Below are 16,331 nucleotides of genomic sequence, written 5' to 3'. Positions count from 1 at the left end.
TGCTACCTCAGCTTCACTTCGTTATCTTTGCCTGTTTGATACGCATCGCTCGTACGGTCCGAAGTAATAATAAATTTCTCCGCGTCCATCGTTTGGAAATGGAAAATCGCATTCATCAGCACATGTTTCCGAATATGCGTGTTGTACTCGCGGACTTGATCGGCAATTTTCTTCTGGTTCCGATCAAATTCGGTACGCGCCGATGATATTTCATTTTGAAGCTTCGTATACAAATCCTTACTCATATGCGGGTTCTGCTCCTGTACCACTTTGAAAAGCACCTGCGTATCCGTATAACGGCCTGCAATGAGGTCGGTATATACCTTCTTGATATCATCAGCCTGCATATCGGTGACTTGGGCCATTTCCTTAAACCTTTTCCACATGTTATCGTAGTTTGACTTATTTGCAACGTGCTGCGACTTGATTTGTTCATCCAGCGCAATCGCCGTCCCTCGTTGCCCCCATACAACAGCTGCTGTGATGATTGCAATTAACACTAGTAAGCCGATAAAACCAAGACAACCCACCATGAAAATCCCACTCTTGTTCCTCATCAACAAACCCCTCTGCATATAATTTCCATCTGTTTCTCTTATTCTAGCATATGAGGGCGACAAAATAGGTCAAGATTTTACAAAATTTGTGGGCAGCAGATAGAATTATGCACTGAAGTTAGATGAGGATCTAGCTTTACTTACTAGCGTTAGGTAATTGCAAAAGCGCCGGGATGTTTTCAGGAAAAGCCGTGACTTGTATATGAAGGTTATATTCTCCTAATTGAAAATGAAGTCTATCTTTTTCCAGGGTGTACGGGATGTGTTTATCGTCTAAATTATTACTAATTTTGTTTAACACTTGGACACTAGGCGCCCCGAACGTAACGTTCATAGCAGACTTCAGGGCCGTCATGGCAATAGGAAGCCATTTTCTCTTTTTCGAAACAACAACGACATGTGCGGTTCCCCCGATAGCAAAAGTAAAATTGTCCTCCACGTTATCCAACTTAAAATCAAAAAGTTCCACAAGCAGCTCTCTGAATGCAAAAACGTCATCAACCGGAAAGCCGATTTCTCTCAGATACAGGATCTTTAGATAACCGCTAGGAGGAAGGACTCCTTCTTGCACATAGGTATGCGCAACAACTTCTAACAAATTACCATCACCGTCCCGAAAATAAACATTTCTGCCTGTTTCGAATTCGTCGACAGATCTGCCGTCAGACCACTGCAGAAGCGTTACCCCGGCCTTTTGAAGGAGGTCCACTATGTCATCAAACGCAGTGAAAGGAACCTCAAACGCCACATGAGCAGGACTTAACGGCTGGTTGTCCTCTTTAAAAACCAACGTACAATGGTCTGCAGGTTGAACGTGTATTTCATCCACAGCTTCGAAACTGACGGGAAATTGGAGCTGGTTGCCATAAAATTGTTTCACGCCCTGAATGGATACGGTGTTCAACTCTACTCTAGCGAAATGCGTGATCACGGTCGCTGCTCCTCCCTTGCTGATGTGTATGAAACAACATATGCAAAAAAACAGCCTCGGTAGAGGGCAGTTTCGTCCATTATTTACTTGCTCAGATAGAGGAGGCAGCGGCATCGCCGTTCGAAATGGACGAATAGTGCCCGAATTGGTAAGGAGATAATAAATTGACAGCAACCTTGTTCTTACCTAAAATAATATAGACAGATCTGTCTCTTTTTTTTAACATATAGAAAAATAACTTTGGGTAGGTGAATTTCAGATGGAAAAGAAAGAAACAGCCAAGGAGCGCATTTTACGAGTTGCCGATGAGTTGTTTTATCGTGAGGGTGTACGCGCGGTCGGCATTGATCGGATCATTCAAGAATCCGATGTAGCCAAAGCCAGCTTCTATCGAAGCTTTGCGACCAAAGATGAATTAGTAGCTGCGTACTTAGAGCTGCGTCGTCTCCAGTTTCTAGCGAATATCGAGCATGCACGGAAGGAGCATCCGGAGTCCAGTCTCGAGCAGCTCCTTTTTTTGATGGACTATTTAGCTGAACGTATGAAGCGTCCTGCGTATCGGGGTTGTTCCTTCATGAATACAATTGTGGAGTTCCCTGAACCGGCGCACCCCAACCATGCCAAAGCACTTGAGAGCAGAAGCGACATTTGGGACGAGGTAACCTTATTGGCCGAGGAGGCTGGCCTCCCCAACCCCCGTGACCTCTCTGACCAGATTCGGATGTTATGGAGCGGTGCCGCCATGGTAGCTTATATAAACAAGGATGATTTCAAGCCTGAGTTGTTCTCGGTAGCTGCTAAGACGCTAATCAACAGCCATCGCGTTGCGGCAGTATGAGACATCGAGATGACAGTAACATGCGATGGCATGGCAAAGCGAAATAAGCCTGACTCCCATTAATGGGAATCAGGCTTATTTAATTGTTCGCTGAGTCTGCTAGGCTAACTCTTATTCCTCACCCGTCGCAATCGGGTTATCTTCCCAACTGATCCAGTCGCTCCAGCTTCCGCTATAGAGCTTCACATTGTCAAAGCCCGCTTCGCTCAGGCCCAGCACGTTCGGGCAAGCCGTCACGCCGGAGCCGCAATAGACGATGATTTCATCGGCATCGCGCAAGCCGGCAAAATGCTGCTCCTGCTTTGCCGCAGGCAGCCAAGCGCCATCAGCGCCGAGCACGCCTTTCCAGAAGTAGTTCCGTGCGCCGGGAATGTGACCGGCCACTGGGTCAATCGGCTCTTCCAAACCGAGGTAGCGGCGCTCCTCACGCGAGTCCACGAGCACGACACCCGGGCGGCCGAGCTTGTCCTTGACCTCATCCATGGAAGCCAGCATGGTGCGCTGCACTTTCGGCGAGAAGGTACGCGTGTACGCGGCGGTCACTTCATCTGTGACCGGGTAGCCCGCTGTTTTCCATGCGGTGTACCCTTGGTCGAGCACGTACACCTCGGAGTGCCCGAGGAATTTCAGCATCCACCATAGGCGCGAAGCCATGGCTCCGCCTTGATCGTCGTAAGCGACGACGGTTTTGGTACTGTCGATTCCGAGGCTGCCCACGAGGATGGAGAATGCACCGAGGTCAGGGAGCGGATGCCTGCCTCCGTGCGCCATAATGGCACCGGACAGATCCTTTTCCAAATCTACGTATACAGCTCCCGTTATATGATCTTGTTCATAATGTTTTCTGCCAGATTCAGGTTGTCCTAACGCAAAACGGCAATCCGCAATGACGATATTGGCATCGCCCAGCTGCCCGAGCAGCCATGATTGACTTACGATATTTTCCACAGATTATGCCACCTTTCCCTACCTGCAATTAATTCCAGTTACCTCCACTTATTTTATCGTAAAAATGTTGCGCGCGGAAGTTATCTTTGGGACATACGAAAAAGACCGCCGAAGTGGTAATCCTGACAGTCTTCTATGTTGTATTTCATACAACCATAATAGTTTCCTCAGTCTTCCTCCAACAAAGCGGCGACTTGTGCAGTTGTCGTCACTTCCCTTGTATCCTCATGCGGTTTTACTTTACGAATGAAGAAGGCAAGCACTAGCGCAGCAATACTCAGCCATGTAGCGATAACAAAAGAGTGATTGATTCCGTAGATCGTTGATGCCTGTGTGACTTCCGCCATTTTGGCTTTGTCGCTTGGATCGATTCTGCCCGAGATGATGAGCTCTTTGGCATGAGAAGCAGCTTTGTTCGTCATGAAGGTGACAAGAAGCGCCGTTCCAAGCGCTCCGGAAACGTTACGAAGCGTCTGCGACATCGCAGATCCGTGCGCATTCAAGCTTCGCGGCAGTTGATTCATACCGGCTGTCTGAATCGGCATCATCAGCATGGACATCCCAAACATCCGCAAGGTGTATACCAGCATTAAATGATTGTAAGTTGAATCTGCGGTAAGCCTGCTGAATTCGTAAGTCGTGATGGTCGTGATAATTAAGCCTATGACCGCTAGCCACCGAGCGCCTATTTTATCGAAAATCATGCCTGTAATCGGAGACATAATTCCCATCAGGATGGCTCCCGGCAGCAAAAGCAAACCGGATTCCAATGGTGTAAAGCCCCGGATATTTTGCAGGAAAATAGGAAGCAGGATCATACCCGAGAACATGGCCATCGTGATAATTGCGTTAATAAGCGTTGTTAGAGAGAACATCGGATATTTGAATACTCGGAATTCGAGCAGCGGTGTCTTCCCCATAATCGATCGTAGGACAAAGAGCAGTAAAGAGATACCGCCTACGACGAGACAAACGACAACATCCGCGCTTCCCCACCCATCAGAGCCCGCAGCACTAAATCCATAGAGAATACCGCCGAAGCCAAGCGTGGAAAAAACAACTCCCCATACATCTAGGTTCGGGTTTGATGTTTTTATAACATCCCTCATCGAGAAAGCTCCGAAAATAACAGCGAAGATCGCCAGTGGCAACACGATGTAAAACAAAACATGCCAATGGTAATGTTCCACGACCCATCCGGACATCGTCGGTCCAATCGCTGGAGCAAAAATCATCGCGATCCCCATCATACCCATTGCTTTACCGCGCTCGGCGACTGGGAAAATGGTCAGAACGACAACCGACATAAGCGGCATAAGTACCCCTGCACCAACGGCTTGGACAAGTCGGCCTATCAACAACCAGCTGAAATTCCCGGATAATGCGCAAATAACTGTCCCAAGAGCAAACATAGACGAAGCTACTAGGAATAACTTGCGGGTTGTGAAACGGTTAATAAGATAGGCGCTGATAGGAACGAGAACGCCATTCATGAGCATATACCCGTTCGATAGCCACTGAATGGTGCTTTCATTCACATTCAAGTCAATCATCATTTTGGGCAGAGCTACATTTAAGACCGTTTGACTTAATAACGCCACGAATGCGGCAATAAGCAACGAGGCCATGATTGGTCCCTTACGCAATGTTGCATTCATCATGCTAGTCATCGAGATCATCCTCACCTATGTTTATTATCCGATAGCCATAGCATTATCTCCAGCGATCAGACTCGGTTGGTTCACGCGTGAATAAATCTGATTTCGTCATGACTTGATAACAAGTTTGATGGACTTCTTGGTAGGTACGGAAGATTTGTATAGGGCGCAGCTGATCGTCCGAATGTACTTCCTGATATTATTTCGTATACGAATTATTAGTATGATCCAAACCAGATGATATGTCAATTTTTATATATGACCTCATCTAGAACCTCTTTATTATTTGTTTTTTAGCAAACAATATGAAAATTTTAAATTCAGCCTCGTCAACCAGACGATGCCAAAAAAACCCCATTCCCTCGTAACGAGAGATGGGGGCTGGAAAGGTCAATCTGAGGTAACGATTGCCTGTGATGATAGACAGTCCGCGAGGTCCAGATGACTGAGAAGCAACGATTACCTACGACGAGTGACGATCCGAGAGGTCCAGATGACTGAGAAGCAACGATTACCTGTTACGAGTAATAGATCTGGGCAATCTCGTGGTGTAGAAGCGGTGACCGAACTCCCCGCCACCTCAGAATTTGCTGCCCCCATAGATTTAGAGGAACTATGGCCCTCTAAATCTGCAATTCTCGCATATTCCATTTCCTCAGCGGAACTACAGGGCTCTATTTGCCCCAGGAACTCCACATTTCCACCAAATCCGGCGAAATAGAGGCTCATAGTTCCCCTTCATCCATCAAAGGGGCAACTATCGCGCAAATAGCGAACTGTTGCTCCCCTACCGTACTACCGTGCTGCCGACCAGGCAACAGTCAATCGCAGCAATTAATCCCCGATACCAATCGTAGGATTCACAGAATAAGTGAGCCAATCGCTGCGATCTCCGCCCATTTTATCGTAAAAAGCTTGTGCACGCAGGTTATCCATAGCCGTGGTCCATGATAGATTCGCGTAGCCATGTCTGGCCGCATACCCTTTGCAGGCAGCGAAAAGCTTGGCAGCCGCACCTTGACCGCGTTCCGCTTCAATAACGTAGAGATCGTTCAGGACCGCTACCTTGGAAGCACGTAATGTACTGAAGGTAAAATATAAGGTCGCAAAACCGACCAATTTCCCATCTTCCGATTCCGCTACAAATTGGATGCCGTCTTTTTGCTCCAAAAGTCGGTGAATCAATCCGTTCAACTTCTCATCCTCTGGCTGGCGATATTGGTAGAAGTCCACGATATAGGCGATCATTAACGTTTTTAACTGGGAAATATCTTGTATAACAGCTTCACGAACTGTAACTTGGGCCATGGAAATGACCTCCTCATCCAAATAAAATCGTTATTGTTATTGTATCCAAAATCTCCAAAATTCGTCTTTCACTGCTCCTCCATCTCCTTGCGATACAGCAGGTAAATCATCCAGGCAAACACTAGGCAAAACCCCGCAGCCCAATAGAAAATGGACGCCACATGCCTGGATACGCCATAATAAGCGGAGGAGAATAAAATAAAAGCCGTCAAAAGAGCGGAAAAAAACACATGATTCCGGGGACGCCACGCTTGATTAGCATGTTTGGCCTCATTTCGTTCCAGCCGCATAGTGAAGCCTAATCGGTTCTTGTTCAAGAGCAATGCCGTAAGGCACGCAAGCAGTGCGGCATAGATTTTCAGAGGACGATACCAGGAATCCAGGTTGTCAAAATAATCGTAAACGGGAACATCCGTTACTAGCGCCACCCCGATTAGAACAATGAATAAATAAATTGTATAGCCAACTGCTCCAATCAATACGATCATGAGTGCATGCAGCTTGCGCAATCGTAATACATAGTGAACACACATGGCTTCTAGCACGATAGCAAGCATGGGACTCCAAGACTTCGTGTCCACCAGGAACGTAAATAGTTCGACCAAACAGGAGATAACCAAGGTGAAGATGAGCACAAGTGGCCATTTCTTATTCACAGAAATTCGAAATGTATGTAATCCCAGCATGAGCATAGAAAACAGAATACATGTAGTAAATGGAATATGTAAAAGCCAAAGCCAACCCATGCGATCCTCCAACCGATAAAAGAAAAGGTGATAATAAAAGTGGTAAAAGCAAGCTTACCCTGGCGAGTTGTACCGTTAACTAACGCGCAATGCGAGGAGTTATGCACGTGGAAATATCCGTCTCCCTTCGAGCTGTACAATTGGCCCTCTTGGGAAACCATGCTACGGGAGCAAACCGAGTTCGCCGACCCGCACATTCGGGCTGAACAGTACCGAGCCGTCGTCGATGCCAATGGCGGGCTATCCGGTTTCGTTCAATTCTTCCCGATTGTTGGCGTCACGCGCTTAGGTCTGGGACTCCGTCCGGATCTCTGCGGAAAAGGCAGCGGAATTGGCGTCCAATTCGTGCAGCTCCTGACCCGTGAAGCGCTGAAGCACGCCCCCGGGCAGGAGGTCGACCTTGAAGTGCTTGTCTGGAATGAGCGCGCAATCCGCACCTATGAGCGTGCTGGTTTTACCATCACGGACACATATGAAAAGCAGACGCCCACAGGCGTATCGAATTTTCACTGTATGGTGTACAACGAGAGCTTATTCAATTAAGCGTCGCCAGAACCCTCAACAACCTCTTCAAATGCATGATCAAACTTGGCAGCGGATTGAAAATCCAGCTCTGTCAAACCGCCCGCATGCCATGACGTAAGCCGCAAGGTCACCATTTTGTAATCGATGGCGATCAACGGATGGTGGTTATCCTCTTCAGCGATACGGGCAACATGATTTACAAAAGAAATACCCTGCATGAACTCTGCGAAACGGTATTTCCGCAAGATCCATTTATGGTCGTCCGTCGTCCAGCCGGCGAGCGCCCCAAGCCTTTGATCAATCTCACGGTCCCCAAGTTTCACGTACTTCCGCCCCTTCCGGTCCTACTTGCTACTTTTACTCAAAATCATAAGCGACCGCCTCGGCTTCGCTCTCACCCGCATACGTGCGCAGCAAATCAAGGAACGGCTTCCCGTAGTTGCGGTATTTGACCTCGCCGACACCCTTGATGCGCAGCATCGCGGCTTCCGAAGTCGGGCAGCTTTCACTCATCTCACGCAGCGTGCTGTCGGAGAATATGATATACGGCGGCACTTTCTCGCGTGCCGCAATTTCCCGGCGAAGCAACCGCAGCTGCTCGAACAAGGTATTGTCGACAGCAGCCGCTTTGACCGGCTGTTTGCGCACCTTTTGGTACACAGGCAGCTTCCCTTGAAGCACTTCCGCTGCGGGCTGCATTAATCGGACCACAGGGTACTGGCCTTCGGACAGCTGCAAGAACCCCTCCGAGATCAGCACATTAATCAGATCGGAAATTTCTTTTTCCGGCAAATCCCGCATGATGCCATGCGTCGGCAGTCGATCGAACCGATATTCGACAATTTTCTTCGCTTTCGAGCCCTTCAGTACTGAAGCAACCATCGAGATACCGAAACGTTCATTCATGCGACGGATGCAGGAAAAAATTTTCTGCGCTTCAACGGTAATATCCACGGTATCGCGATCGTCTTTGCACGAGCTGCAGTTCCCGCAGGTGTCTTTGATATTGGTTTCATCAAAATAATGCAAAATGACATTCCGCAGACATCTCGGCGAATAGCAGTAATCGATCATCGTCTGCAGCTTTTTGTATTCGTTGGCTTTGCGTTCAGGCGAAAGCTGGTTCTGCTCAATAAGGAACTTCTGCGTCATAATATCCTGCGCGCTGAACAGCAGAATGCATTCGCTCGGCTCTCCGTCACGTCCTGCGCGACCGGCTTCTTGGTAATAAGCCTCCATATTTTTCGGCATATTGTAGTGGATGACATAACGCACGTTCGACTTATCGATGCCCATCCCGAAGGCATTCGTGGCGATCATCACCCGAATATCGTCATACAGAAACGCTTCTTGCATGTAGGAGCGCTCATCGTCCGTTAAACCGGCGTGGTACTTGCCTGCGGCGTAGCCTTTTTTCCGCAATGACTCGTACAGCTCCTCCACATCTTTACGGGTAGCGGCATAAATAATGCCCGGCTGATGTGTGTGCTCTTTCACATAATTGTGGATGTAATCTCGCTTGTTCTCTCCCCGAAGAATCGTCAGCTCCAAATTATCCCGCGAGAAACCGTTCACAAAGATGCCAGCATCCGACAGGTCGAGCAGCCTCGCAATATCTGCCGTCACTTCGGCCGTCGCAGTAGCGGTAAAGGCCGCTACGATCGGGCGATTCGGGAGCTCACGAATAAACGGAGCAATAGAGACATAGCTGGGGCGGAAGTCATGCCCCCACTGGGACACGCAGTGCGCCTCGTCAATGGCCACAAAGGGAAGATTCAGCGCCGACATCCGCGCGCGAAACCGCTCTGACTCCAGCCGCTCGGGTGCGATATACAGCAGCTTGTATTTGCCCTGCATCGCGCCTTGCATCCGCTGTTCCACTTCTCTGGCTTCCAGCGTACTATTAATGAACGTCGCCGGAACTCCGAGCACGCCTAGGGCATCCACTTGGTCCTTCATCAAGGAAATCAACGGCGAGATGACGAGGGTCACGCCCTCCATCAGCATCGCAGGAACCTGATAGCAGATCGATTTACCGCCGCCCGTCGGCATAATGCCAAGCGTATCCTTCCCCTCCAGCAGATTGGAAATGATATTTTTCTGCCCCTCACGGAATTCCGGGTACCCGTAAACTTGTTGTAAAACCTTCCTTGCCCCATCCAGCATAACTTTTATACACCTTTCCTTAGCTCACTCAAAAATCAGACCAAATAAATGACGGAAACCAGCTTTTCCCCGTCGTGAACCTTCAACACGTGATTACTCGGATCATGGCGAACCGAGCCTGCTCCAACATGCATCACAGGGCTGTTGCCCAATCCATAGAAAATATCGTCAGCCAGCGTACGCAGACACTCTTCCTGTTCTTCCGGCTCAAGCTCCTGCCAATCGTCCGCGCTCATCTCCAGCAGCTCATAGAAACCATTCACCATCTCAATGCCGCGTACAAAATCAGTGACAATATCCTTATATTCTCTTCCGAATTTAATACCCATTGTATAGTCTCCCTTCGGTAGCTAACCTTCTAGCTTCACTTTATCATATTATAGGTTTGAATGCAGGGTTAACCGTTTTTCCCCCGGATAAAAAAATACCCTTTGGCATAAACTGTGGAAATGGGCAATTTCGGAAAAAATCTGTTACTATGGAAGAAGGAATGTACCGCTCGGAGGGTAGGAAAGCACACATGCTGAAACTGCAGATTCCCAAAAATCGAATGAACTACCTAATCAAGCAAATCCCGCTGCATTTCGATGCTGCCGTATTGGAGCAGGGCTGGGAGTATTATCATAAAGGCCGCGTGGCGGATGTCGATCTGAAAGGCACAAGCATTCAGTCGACGGTTGCAGGCAAGAGACTGCACAACACGACGGTGAACCTAGAGAATTTTCAGGACAGCTCATGCAGCTGCTCCTTCGATGGTTTTTGCCAGCATATCGGTGCTACGTTCTTCAGCTTATATGCCCCCTATGGACGGCCCGAACTGCTGCTGCAACAGTTAAAGCAACAAATATTCGCGCGCAAAAAACCATTGCGAGGCGCCTCTGTGGCACAAGAACGCAAAGAAGCCGCCAAGGCCAATAAACCCGAAGAGGCGGCTTTGCCTGCTGATTGGCATCGTTTTTTCGAGGGGAGATTTCATGGATTCTCGATTTCGCATCAGCACTCCATTGAAACGTTTTATGACTCTGCGTTAGAGTCTTTGCCTGGTTTTGCCGCCGATTGGAAAAGCTCGATGCGCGAAATCTATATGCTTCATATCGTGCTGTTCATGATGCGTAAGATCGAACAATTTTATCAAGAGACCAAAAGCTCTTACTTGTCTTATTATCACGAAAATGGGTGCAAAATCGCCGCAAAAAACTGCGAGGATAAGCTTGCCCAGCTTACTCAAGGGATGGATCTGAACGCCTCCTTCGCGGCTGAACCCAAACATATGCTGGCCACGCTCAAAATGCTCGGTGAATTCGCGCTGCAAGGAAAAGACAGCCCGATTGACTGGCTTTTCGTATATCGCTTCATCTGGTGGAGGCTGTCCGCTCAAACAGCCGCGCAGAAAGAGGAGATTCAGCGCCTCGACGCTCTGCTGTCCAAGAAGGATCAGCCTGCCAAGAAGAAAGATGCACTGATTGCGGCTAGAGCACATTTTCACATTATTCAGGGGGATACAGACAGTGCCTTCAAGCTGCTGGAGCTTTTAGCTCATCCTCATGCCAAGGATTACTTCCTGTACCTGAATTATTATTACAACGATCAGCAGTGGAACGATATGTTGGTCTGGCTCCGCTGGTTGTTCAAGTCGATTGCACAGGCCAATCATGATGATTTCCGGACCTTTTGCCAATATTGGCTCGACACGACCAAGCACTTGGAATCCGACAGCGAATGGGTACAGGTCATGGAGTCCCTGCTGCCTCGCTCCTATTACTATTACACCGCCTATTTGCTGCAGACGAAAAGGTATCGGCAATGGGTTGATTTGCAACTGGCAAACCGTATTTCGCCATTGAATCTATACACGCTGGAGCTAAAAGCGATTGAAGAGCACGATGCCGCTTTGCTCCTCCCTCTGTATCATCAAGCGGCGGAACGTGCGGTTTTGGAGAAAAACAGAGCTTCCTACAAAACGGCTGTCCGGCTGCTGAAGAAGCTGCACAGCATTTACAAACAATTAGGCCAAAACGATCGCTGGGAGCACTATGTGTATCGTTTAGCGGATAAATTCTCACGCTTGCGTGCCTTCCAAGAAGAGCTCAAGAAAGGAAAATGGATTCGATGATCGAAACCAGCGCGCTGACGGTTCATGTAAGCTCCCTCCCCAGCGGCTCCTTGTTTCTATGGGGATCCCGCGAGAACGGCGGCATTTGGGACGCCCTTGATTTGAAAAATATGCTTTTTGCCTGGCACCGCGCTTCTTTCTATGGCACTTTCATGGAACCAAGCGAATGGCAAAATCGCGAAGGCATTGAGCTGCAGCCACTTGAGGCGCTCGATTATTTCAGCGATCCACAGCCTGTGCAGCATTTGCAGCTTAGCTGGCATCAGGACTCCGCGGATTTCATCCGCTTGGCACCTGCGGTTCGCGAGGCATTAGCCACCGGAAGCTTCATGCCGGATTATGAGAAATGGAAGGCCGGCGAGATGGGCTGGAAACTGCAGCTTCCAGAAGAGTTGCAGTCTCTGGAATCGCCAGCCGTTTCCCGCTGGATTCATGCGCTTATCCCCGAATGGGTGGACGCTGACGGCATCATGAAAGACAATCTGCGCAAGCTGGAGGCCGCGTACCCGCTCATGCGGCGAGGCGAACTCGCCGCCGACCTCTGGCTCGACGAGGAAGACTGGCTCGTCGCCATTGGCTGGCGCCAAGACCGGTCGCCGATGCGCACGTGCCTGCAGCTCGCAGAGCCGGACCTGGCGCATGGCGCAGGCTGGCAGCTTCGCGTGCTGCTGCAGGACCGGCTTGCGCCGGACGTGCTGCGCACGGTGACGCCCACCGGCGAGCCGGTGGCGGGCGAACTGCCACTGCCGGAGGCGTGGCAGCCGGAGCTGAGCCGCGTCGAACGTGACGCGGCCAAATGGCTGCGCATCCTGCCTTGGCTGGATGCGGGCGAAAGCACCCTCCGTCAGACGTTGACGGAGGAAGAAGCTTGGCGCTTCCTCGCAGAGGGAAGCGTTCGGCTTGTGGAGGCCGGGACCAGTGTGTTCCTCCCGGCCTGGTGGGATCGCATCCGCAAGATGAAGCCGAAGCTGCGCGCGAAGATCAAGTCTTCCGTCGGTTCTGGACGGGAGACGATGTTCGGGCTCACCCAGCTGATGCAGTTCGACTGGAAGCTGGCTGTGGGTGATCTGGAGCTGACGGAGGAAGAGTTCCGCCTGCTCCTGGAAGAAAAACGCAAGCTGATCCAGATTCGCGGCAATTGGATACAACTCGACCCGAAGTTCATGGCTCAGGTCGAGCAGATCATGAAGCAGGTGCAGAAGAAGCAGGGCCTCTCCTTCCGCGACGTGCTCGAGCTGCACTTCGCAGGGGATGCCGCCGGGCTGCTGCCTGCGGAAGATGATCCCGATGCGATGCGCTACATCGAGATGGAAGTCGAGCTCAACGAGCAGCTGCGCCACATGGTCGATCAGCTGACCCAAACAGCCGCAATTCCTACCGTGGAACCGCCGCCAAGCTTCCAAGGCTCGCTGCGCCACTATCAGGTGGACGGCATCTCTTGGCTCTTGTTTTTGCGCCGTTTCGGCCTTGGCGGCTGTTTGGCCGATGATATGGGTCTCGGTAAAACGATCCAGTGGATCACCTACCTGCTCACCGTCAAAGAGACTGAGCAGCCTGCGGCGCCTTCTCTGCTGATCTGTCCAACGTCTGTTCTCGGCAACTGGCAGATGGAGCTGAAGCGCTTTGCCCCTTCATTGAAGGTACATCTGCATTACGGGCCTCAACGGTTCAAAGGAGCCGCCTTCACGGAAGCTGTCGGCAAAGTTGATTTAGTGTTAACTTCTTATACGCTGTCCCATCTGGATGAAGCGGAGCTGGGTGAAATCACTTGGAACTCCATCTGTCTGGACGAAGCGCAAAATATAAAAAATGCTTATACCAAGCAAGCCTCGGCGATTCGCCGTTTGAACGCTTTCCATCGCATTGCCTTGACGGGTACTCCGATTGAGAATCGGCTTACGGAATTATGGTCGATCTTCGACTTCGCAAATCCCGGCTATCTGGGAACGGTGCGCGAGTTTACGCATCGATATGTGAATGCGATCGAAAAAACGCGCGATGTTGAGATCATCAATAAGGTTCAAAAATTGATCCGTCCCTTCCTGCTGCGCCGCGAAAAGAAAGATCCGGCGATTCAGCTGGATCTGCCGGAAAAAAACGAGTCCAAAACGTTCATCTCACTGACCGCCGAGCAAGGCTCATTATACGAAAACTACATCCAGGACATGTTCGACCGGTTGGATACGCTCTCCGCCATGGAGCGGCGCGGACTCATTCTCGCTGCTCTGACGAAGCTCAAGCAGGTGTGCAACCACCCTGCCTTGCTGCTCAAGGAAGGCCTGACCGCGCCGTGGAGCGGTCGTTCGAACAAGCTGGAGCGCCTCTTGGAGATGGTGCAGGAGCTGCGCCAAGAAGGCGACAAATGCTTGATTTTCACGCAGTTTGTCGAGACCGGCAACCTGCTTCAGCATGTGCTGCAGCAGGAGCTGGGCGAGACCGTGTTGTTCCTGCATGGCGGAACAACCAAAGCGGGTCGCGATGAGATGATCGCGAACTTCCAGGACAATGCTGAGCGGCCGGCAGAGGAGCAGCGAAATGTGTTTATTCTTTCGCTGAAGGCCGGCGGCATCGGGCTCAATCTGACGGCGGCGAATCATGTATTCCACTATGATCGCTGGTGGAATCCCGCCGTCGAGAACCAAGCGACGGACCGTGCCTTCCGCATCGGGCAGACTCGCCATGTGCAGGTGCACAAGTTCGTCACGCTCGGCACGCTCGAAGAGCGCATCGACGAGATGATCGAGCGTAAGCTCGGCCTCAGCCAGCAGATCGTCGGCACGGGCGAGAATTGGATCACCGAACTGTCGACAGACGAGCTGCGCGACTTGTTCTCGCTGCGGCGCGAGTGGGTCGAGGCCTAGTTGGTTGTGCTGGCCTCGGTGCCTCATTCTCCAGAGAGTGCGCGCATTGTTTGTCGCAATATAAGGGAACTGTAAGCCTCTATTCAGGCTTAAATTGGAGTTTTCATAATTGTAGGGGAACTGCGGGGCCTTATTTCAGTGAAATTGGCGTATTGCTAACCAAAAATGACTAAATAGTGGAAAGTAGTTCCCCAATGTTTGAGCAGATGGCTATTGCAGCTAAAATAGCGCCTTGTAGTTCCCCTGTACTGTGAAAGGACTCCCATCCACACAAAAAGACCGTCTAGGCAAAAGCGCCTGACGGTCTTTTCTATGTTGCTCACCCTATATCAGTAAATCCAAAAACAAATAATACCCATCACCTAGCGCACAGGAATAGGTCTGAATCTGATGTGAGGTATCCAGATCTGTGTACACTTGTGATAAGATCCCTTGCTTTTGCAGGTTCATCATGAGGATGTTAGAGATGAAATACGGACGCCACGTCCAGTTCGCCCCGCGATAACTGTCGTCTTTATTCCAGGCATCCTCTTTACGTATGTAGTTGGAAGAAATTTGATAGCCGTCCTCCATGCAGATGTAGATCCGTATACAGTTTTCAGTTACCGTTGTGATCGTATGTTCAATAAGCTGATCCGCGTCTTCTGCTGTTAAAATGCGAATGGCCGACTGGGTGACTGCTTCCAAACTTTGATGAATGGCAGAGAGATGACGGTTCCGCTGAAATTCCCCTTGGCTAAAGAGGCCCATTTCCTCTTTCAGCATAGGTTTAAACACATCCTTATGCTGCAAATACGGCTCTGCCTTCGAAAAGAGATAACCTTGCACATATCTCGCACCAACTTGCAGTGCGCTGTGCAGCTCCTGTTTCGTTTCAATGCCCTCGACAAGCAGGGAGGCGCCCATTTGAGCTGCCAAGATGGAAAAGGATTGCATTAATGCTTTGTAACCCGCATGAATCGCGCTTTTTTTCAGTATATTAAGATCGATTTTCAATATTTTTGGCTGCAAACTGGCGATGCGATCGAAATTGCTGAACCCGCTGCCTACATCGTCTATTGCGATAATGCAGCCGAATTGCCGATATAACTCTACAATTTGGGTAAGCTCTTGCAGCTTTCCTGTAAATTCTTCTTCGGTAACTTCTATCACGATACGTGCAGGATTTATGTCATATTTCCGCAATAGTTCAATCGTCGGCAGCACGCCTGTGCGCTTGTAGGTCCGATAGATCCATGAGGGTTTTAAGTTAATGAATAATAAACTTTCATCTTGTGTAGAGGCAAGCTGTTCAATAGCCCGCTCCCTTAAGTGTCGATCAATGAGAAGCTGCACATCTTCCGGAATATCAGGATTTTTGAAAAAAGGCCCCAAGCTTTCGACAATGTCCTCCCTAATTCGCCTTCCCAACGTCTCATAGCCGATAATTTCCTGCGTCTGAAGAGAGAGTATAGGTTGGAAGAATGGACGTACTTCATGTCTCAGCGGAATCCTGCTGTCTTTAACCTGCACGGTGTGCGCCCTCCTCCTGTGAAACCTTCATGTACTCAAATGTTACATAAACTATGTAATGAATAGTATTGTAAACGACATTGTCGGTTCTTGCAATGAATTCATGGAAGAAAACATAACATGATTGATTTTTAGAGGAATATTGTTGAGTCTTGTCGAATTTCAAAC

At 49.7% G+C, this 16,331-nt stretch carries 14 protein-coding genes; 4 read left to right on the top strand and 10 right to left on the bottom strand.

Going from position 1 to position 16,331, the window contains the following annotated elements:
- Positions 1–2: 2 nt before the first annotated feature.
- Entirely contained in the window at positions 3–557 is a 555-nt protein-coding gene (locus RQP52_RS26090; protein ID WP_315954553.1) for a hypothetical protein, read from the bottom strand.
- A gap of 136 nt (positions 558–693) precedes the next feature.
- A complete protein-coding gene (locus RQP52_RS26085) occupies positions 694–1,488 on the bottom strand; it encodes a VOC family protein (protein ID WP_315954552.1) in 795 nt (264 codons plus the stop codon).
- A 259-nt stretch (positions 1,489–1,747) separates the two neighbouring features.
- Here RQP52_RS26085 and RQP52_RS26080 point away from each other — a divergent pair, with 259 nt between their 5' ends.
- The gene (locus RQP52_RS26080) at positions 1,748–2,326 is read left to right on the top strand and encodes a TetR/AcrR family transcriptional regulator (RefSeq protein WP_315954551.1); all 579 of its coding nucleotides are present in this window, start codon (positions 1,748–1,750) and stop codon (positions 2,324–2,326) included.
- Positions 2,327–2,437: 111 nt separating this feature from the next.
- Here RQP52_RS26080 and RQP52_RS26075 read toward each other — a convergent pair whose 3' ends face one another.
- The 4 genes from RQP52_RS26075 to RQP52_RS26060 all read right to left on the bottom strand — a co-directional run bounded on the left by RQP52_RS26075 (position 2,438) and on the right by RQP52_RS26060 (position 6,896).
- Positions 2,438–3,274: a sulfurtransferase gene (locus RQP52_RS26075; RefSeq protein ID WP_315954550.1), complete on the bottom strand. Its 837-nt coding sequence runs from the start codon at positions 3,272–3,274 to the stop codon at positions 2,438–2,440.
- 167 nt (positions 3,275–3,441) lie between these two features.
- Complete coding sequence (locus RQP52_RS26070) at positions 3,442–4,944, bottom strand: DHA2 family efflux MFS transporter permease subunit (RefSeq protein ID WP_315954549.1); 1,503 nt, start codon at positions 4,942–4,944, stop codon at positions 3,442–3,444.
- Between the two features lie 822 nt (positions 4,945–5,766).
- Positions 5,767–6,240, bottom strand: a complete 474-nt coding sequence (locus tag RQP52_RS26065; RefSeq protein WP_315954548.1) for a GNAT family N-acetyltransferase — start codon at positions 6,238–6,240, stop codon at positions 5,767–5,769.
- Between the two features lie 68 nt (positions 6,241–6,308).
- Complete coding sequence (locus RQP52_RS26060; protein WP_315954547.1) at positions 6,309–6,896, bottom strand: hypothetical protein; 588 nt, start codon at positions 6,894–6,896, stop codon at positions 6,309–6,311.
- Between the two features lie 129 nt (positions 6,897–7,025).
- Between RQP52_RS26060 and RQP52_RS26055 the strand changes: the two genes are divergently transcribed.
- Positions 7,026–7,529, top strand: coding sequence for a GNAT family N-acetyltransferase (locus tag RQP52_RS26055; RefSeq protein WP_315954546.1), 504 nt, complete (start codon positions 7,026–7,028; stop codon positions 7,527–7,529).
- Here the strand turns inward: RQP52_RS26055 and RQP52_RS26050 are convergent.
- From RQP52_RS26050 to RQP52_RS26040, 3 genes are read right to left on the bottom strand one after another with little or no spacing between them, the layout of a single operon-like run.
- Positions 7,526–7,834: a 4a-hydroxytetrahydrobiopterin dehydratase gene (locus RQP52_RS26050; protein ID WP_315954545.1), complete on the bottom strand. Its 309-nt coding sequence runs from the start codon at positions 7,832–7,834 to the stop codon at positions 7,526–7,528. The two genes, RQP52_RS26055 and RQP52_RS26050, sit on opposite strands and share 4 nt — an antisense overlap.
- A gap of 34 nt (positions 7,835–7,868) precedes the next feature.
- A complete protein-coding gene (gene recQ, locus RQP52_RS26045) occupies positions 7,869–9,677 on the bottom strand; it encodes a DNA helicase RecQ (protein WP_315954544.1) in 1,809 nt (602 codons plus the stop codon).
- A 35-nt stretch (positions 9,678–9,712) separates the two neighbouring features.
- A complete protein-coding gene (locus RQP52_RS26040; RefSeq protein ID WP_315954543.1) occupies positions 9,713–10,006 on the bottom strand; it encodes a hypothetical protein in 294 nt (97 codons plus the stop codon).
- Between the two features lie 191 nt (positions 10,007–10,197).
- On the opposite strand from RQP52_RS26040, the gene RQP52_RS26035 reads away from it, so the two are divergent.
- Together RQP52_RS26035 and RQP52_RS26030 are read left to right on the top strand one after the other, a co-directional pair.
- A complete protein-coding gene (locus RQP52_RS26035) occupies positions 10,198–11,790 on the top strand; it encodes an SWIM zinc finger family protein (protein ID WP_315954542.1) in 1,593 nt (530 codons plus the stop codon).
- On the top strand, positions 11,778–14,651 hold the full coding sequence (locus RQP52_RS26030; RefSeq protein WP_379174305.1) for a DEAD/DEAH box helicase: 2,874 nt from the start codon (positions 11,778–11,780) through the stop codon (positions 14,649–14,651). Before RQP52_RS26035 ends, RQP52_RS26030 begins: the two co-directional genes overlap by 13 nt.
- Positions 14,652–14,975: 324 nt before the next feature.
- Here the strand turns inward: RQP52_RS26030 and RQP52_RS26025 are convergent, their stop codons facing one another.
- On the bottom strand, positions 14,976–16,163 hold the full coding sequence (locus RQP52_RS26025) for an EAL domain-containing protein (RefSeq protein WP_315954540.1): 1,188 nt from the start codon (positions 16,161–16,163) through the stop codon (positions 14,976–14,978).
- Positions 16,164–16,331: the final 168 nt, after the last annotated feature.

Origin of the sequence: Paenibacillus violae (assembly GCF_032461945.1) — a bacterium.
Lineage (GTDB): Bacteria > Bacillota > Bacilli > Paenibacillales > NBRC-103111 > Paenibacillus_E > Paenibacillus_E violae.
The sequence above is the reverse complement of the archived record's forward strand: the minus strand, read 5'-3'. Positions and strand labels throughout refer to the sequence as shown.

Bases quoted from the DNA above. Each gene is read 5' to 3' on its own strand.
- RQP52_RS26090 (WP_315954553.1), bottom strand. From the start codon at position 557: ATGAGGAACAAGAGTGGGATTTTCATGGTGGGTTGTCTTGGTTTTATC.
- RQP52_RS26080 (WP_315954551.1), top strand. From the start codon at position 1,748: ATGGAAAAGAAAGAAACAGCCAAGGAGCGCATTTTACGAGTTGCCGAT.
- RQP52_RS26070 (WP_315954549.1), bottom strand. From the start codon at position 4,944: ATGACTAGCATGATGAATGCAACATTGCGTAAGGGACCAATCATGGCC.
- RQP52_RS26065 (WP_315954548.1), bottom strand. From the start codon at position 6,240: ATGGCCCAAGTTACAGTTCGTGAAGCTGTTATACAAGATATTTCCCAG.
- recQ (WP_315954544.1), bottom strand. From the start codon at position 9,677: ATGCTGGATGGGGCAAGGAAGGTTTTACAACAAGTTTACGGGTACCCG.
- RQP52_RS26040 (WP_315954543.1), bottom strand. From the start codon at position 10,006: ATGGGTATTAAATTCGGAAGAGAATATAAGGATATTGTCACTGATTTT.
- RQP52_RS26035 (WP_315954542.1), top strand. From the start codon at position 10,198: ATGCTGAAACTGCAGATTCCCAAAAATCGAATGAACTACCTAATCAAG.
- RQP52_RS26030 (WP_379174305.1), top strand. From the start codon at position 11,778: ATGGATTCGATGATCGAAACCAGCGCGCTGACGGTTCATGTAAGCTCC.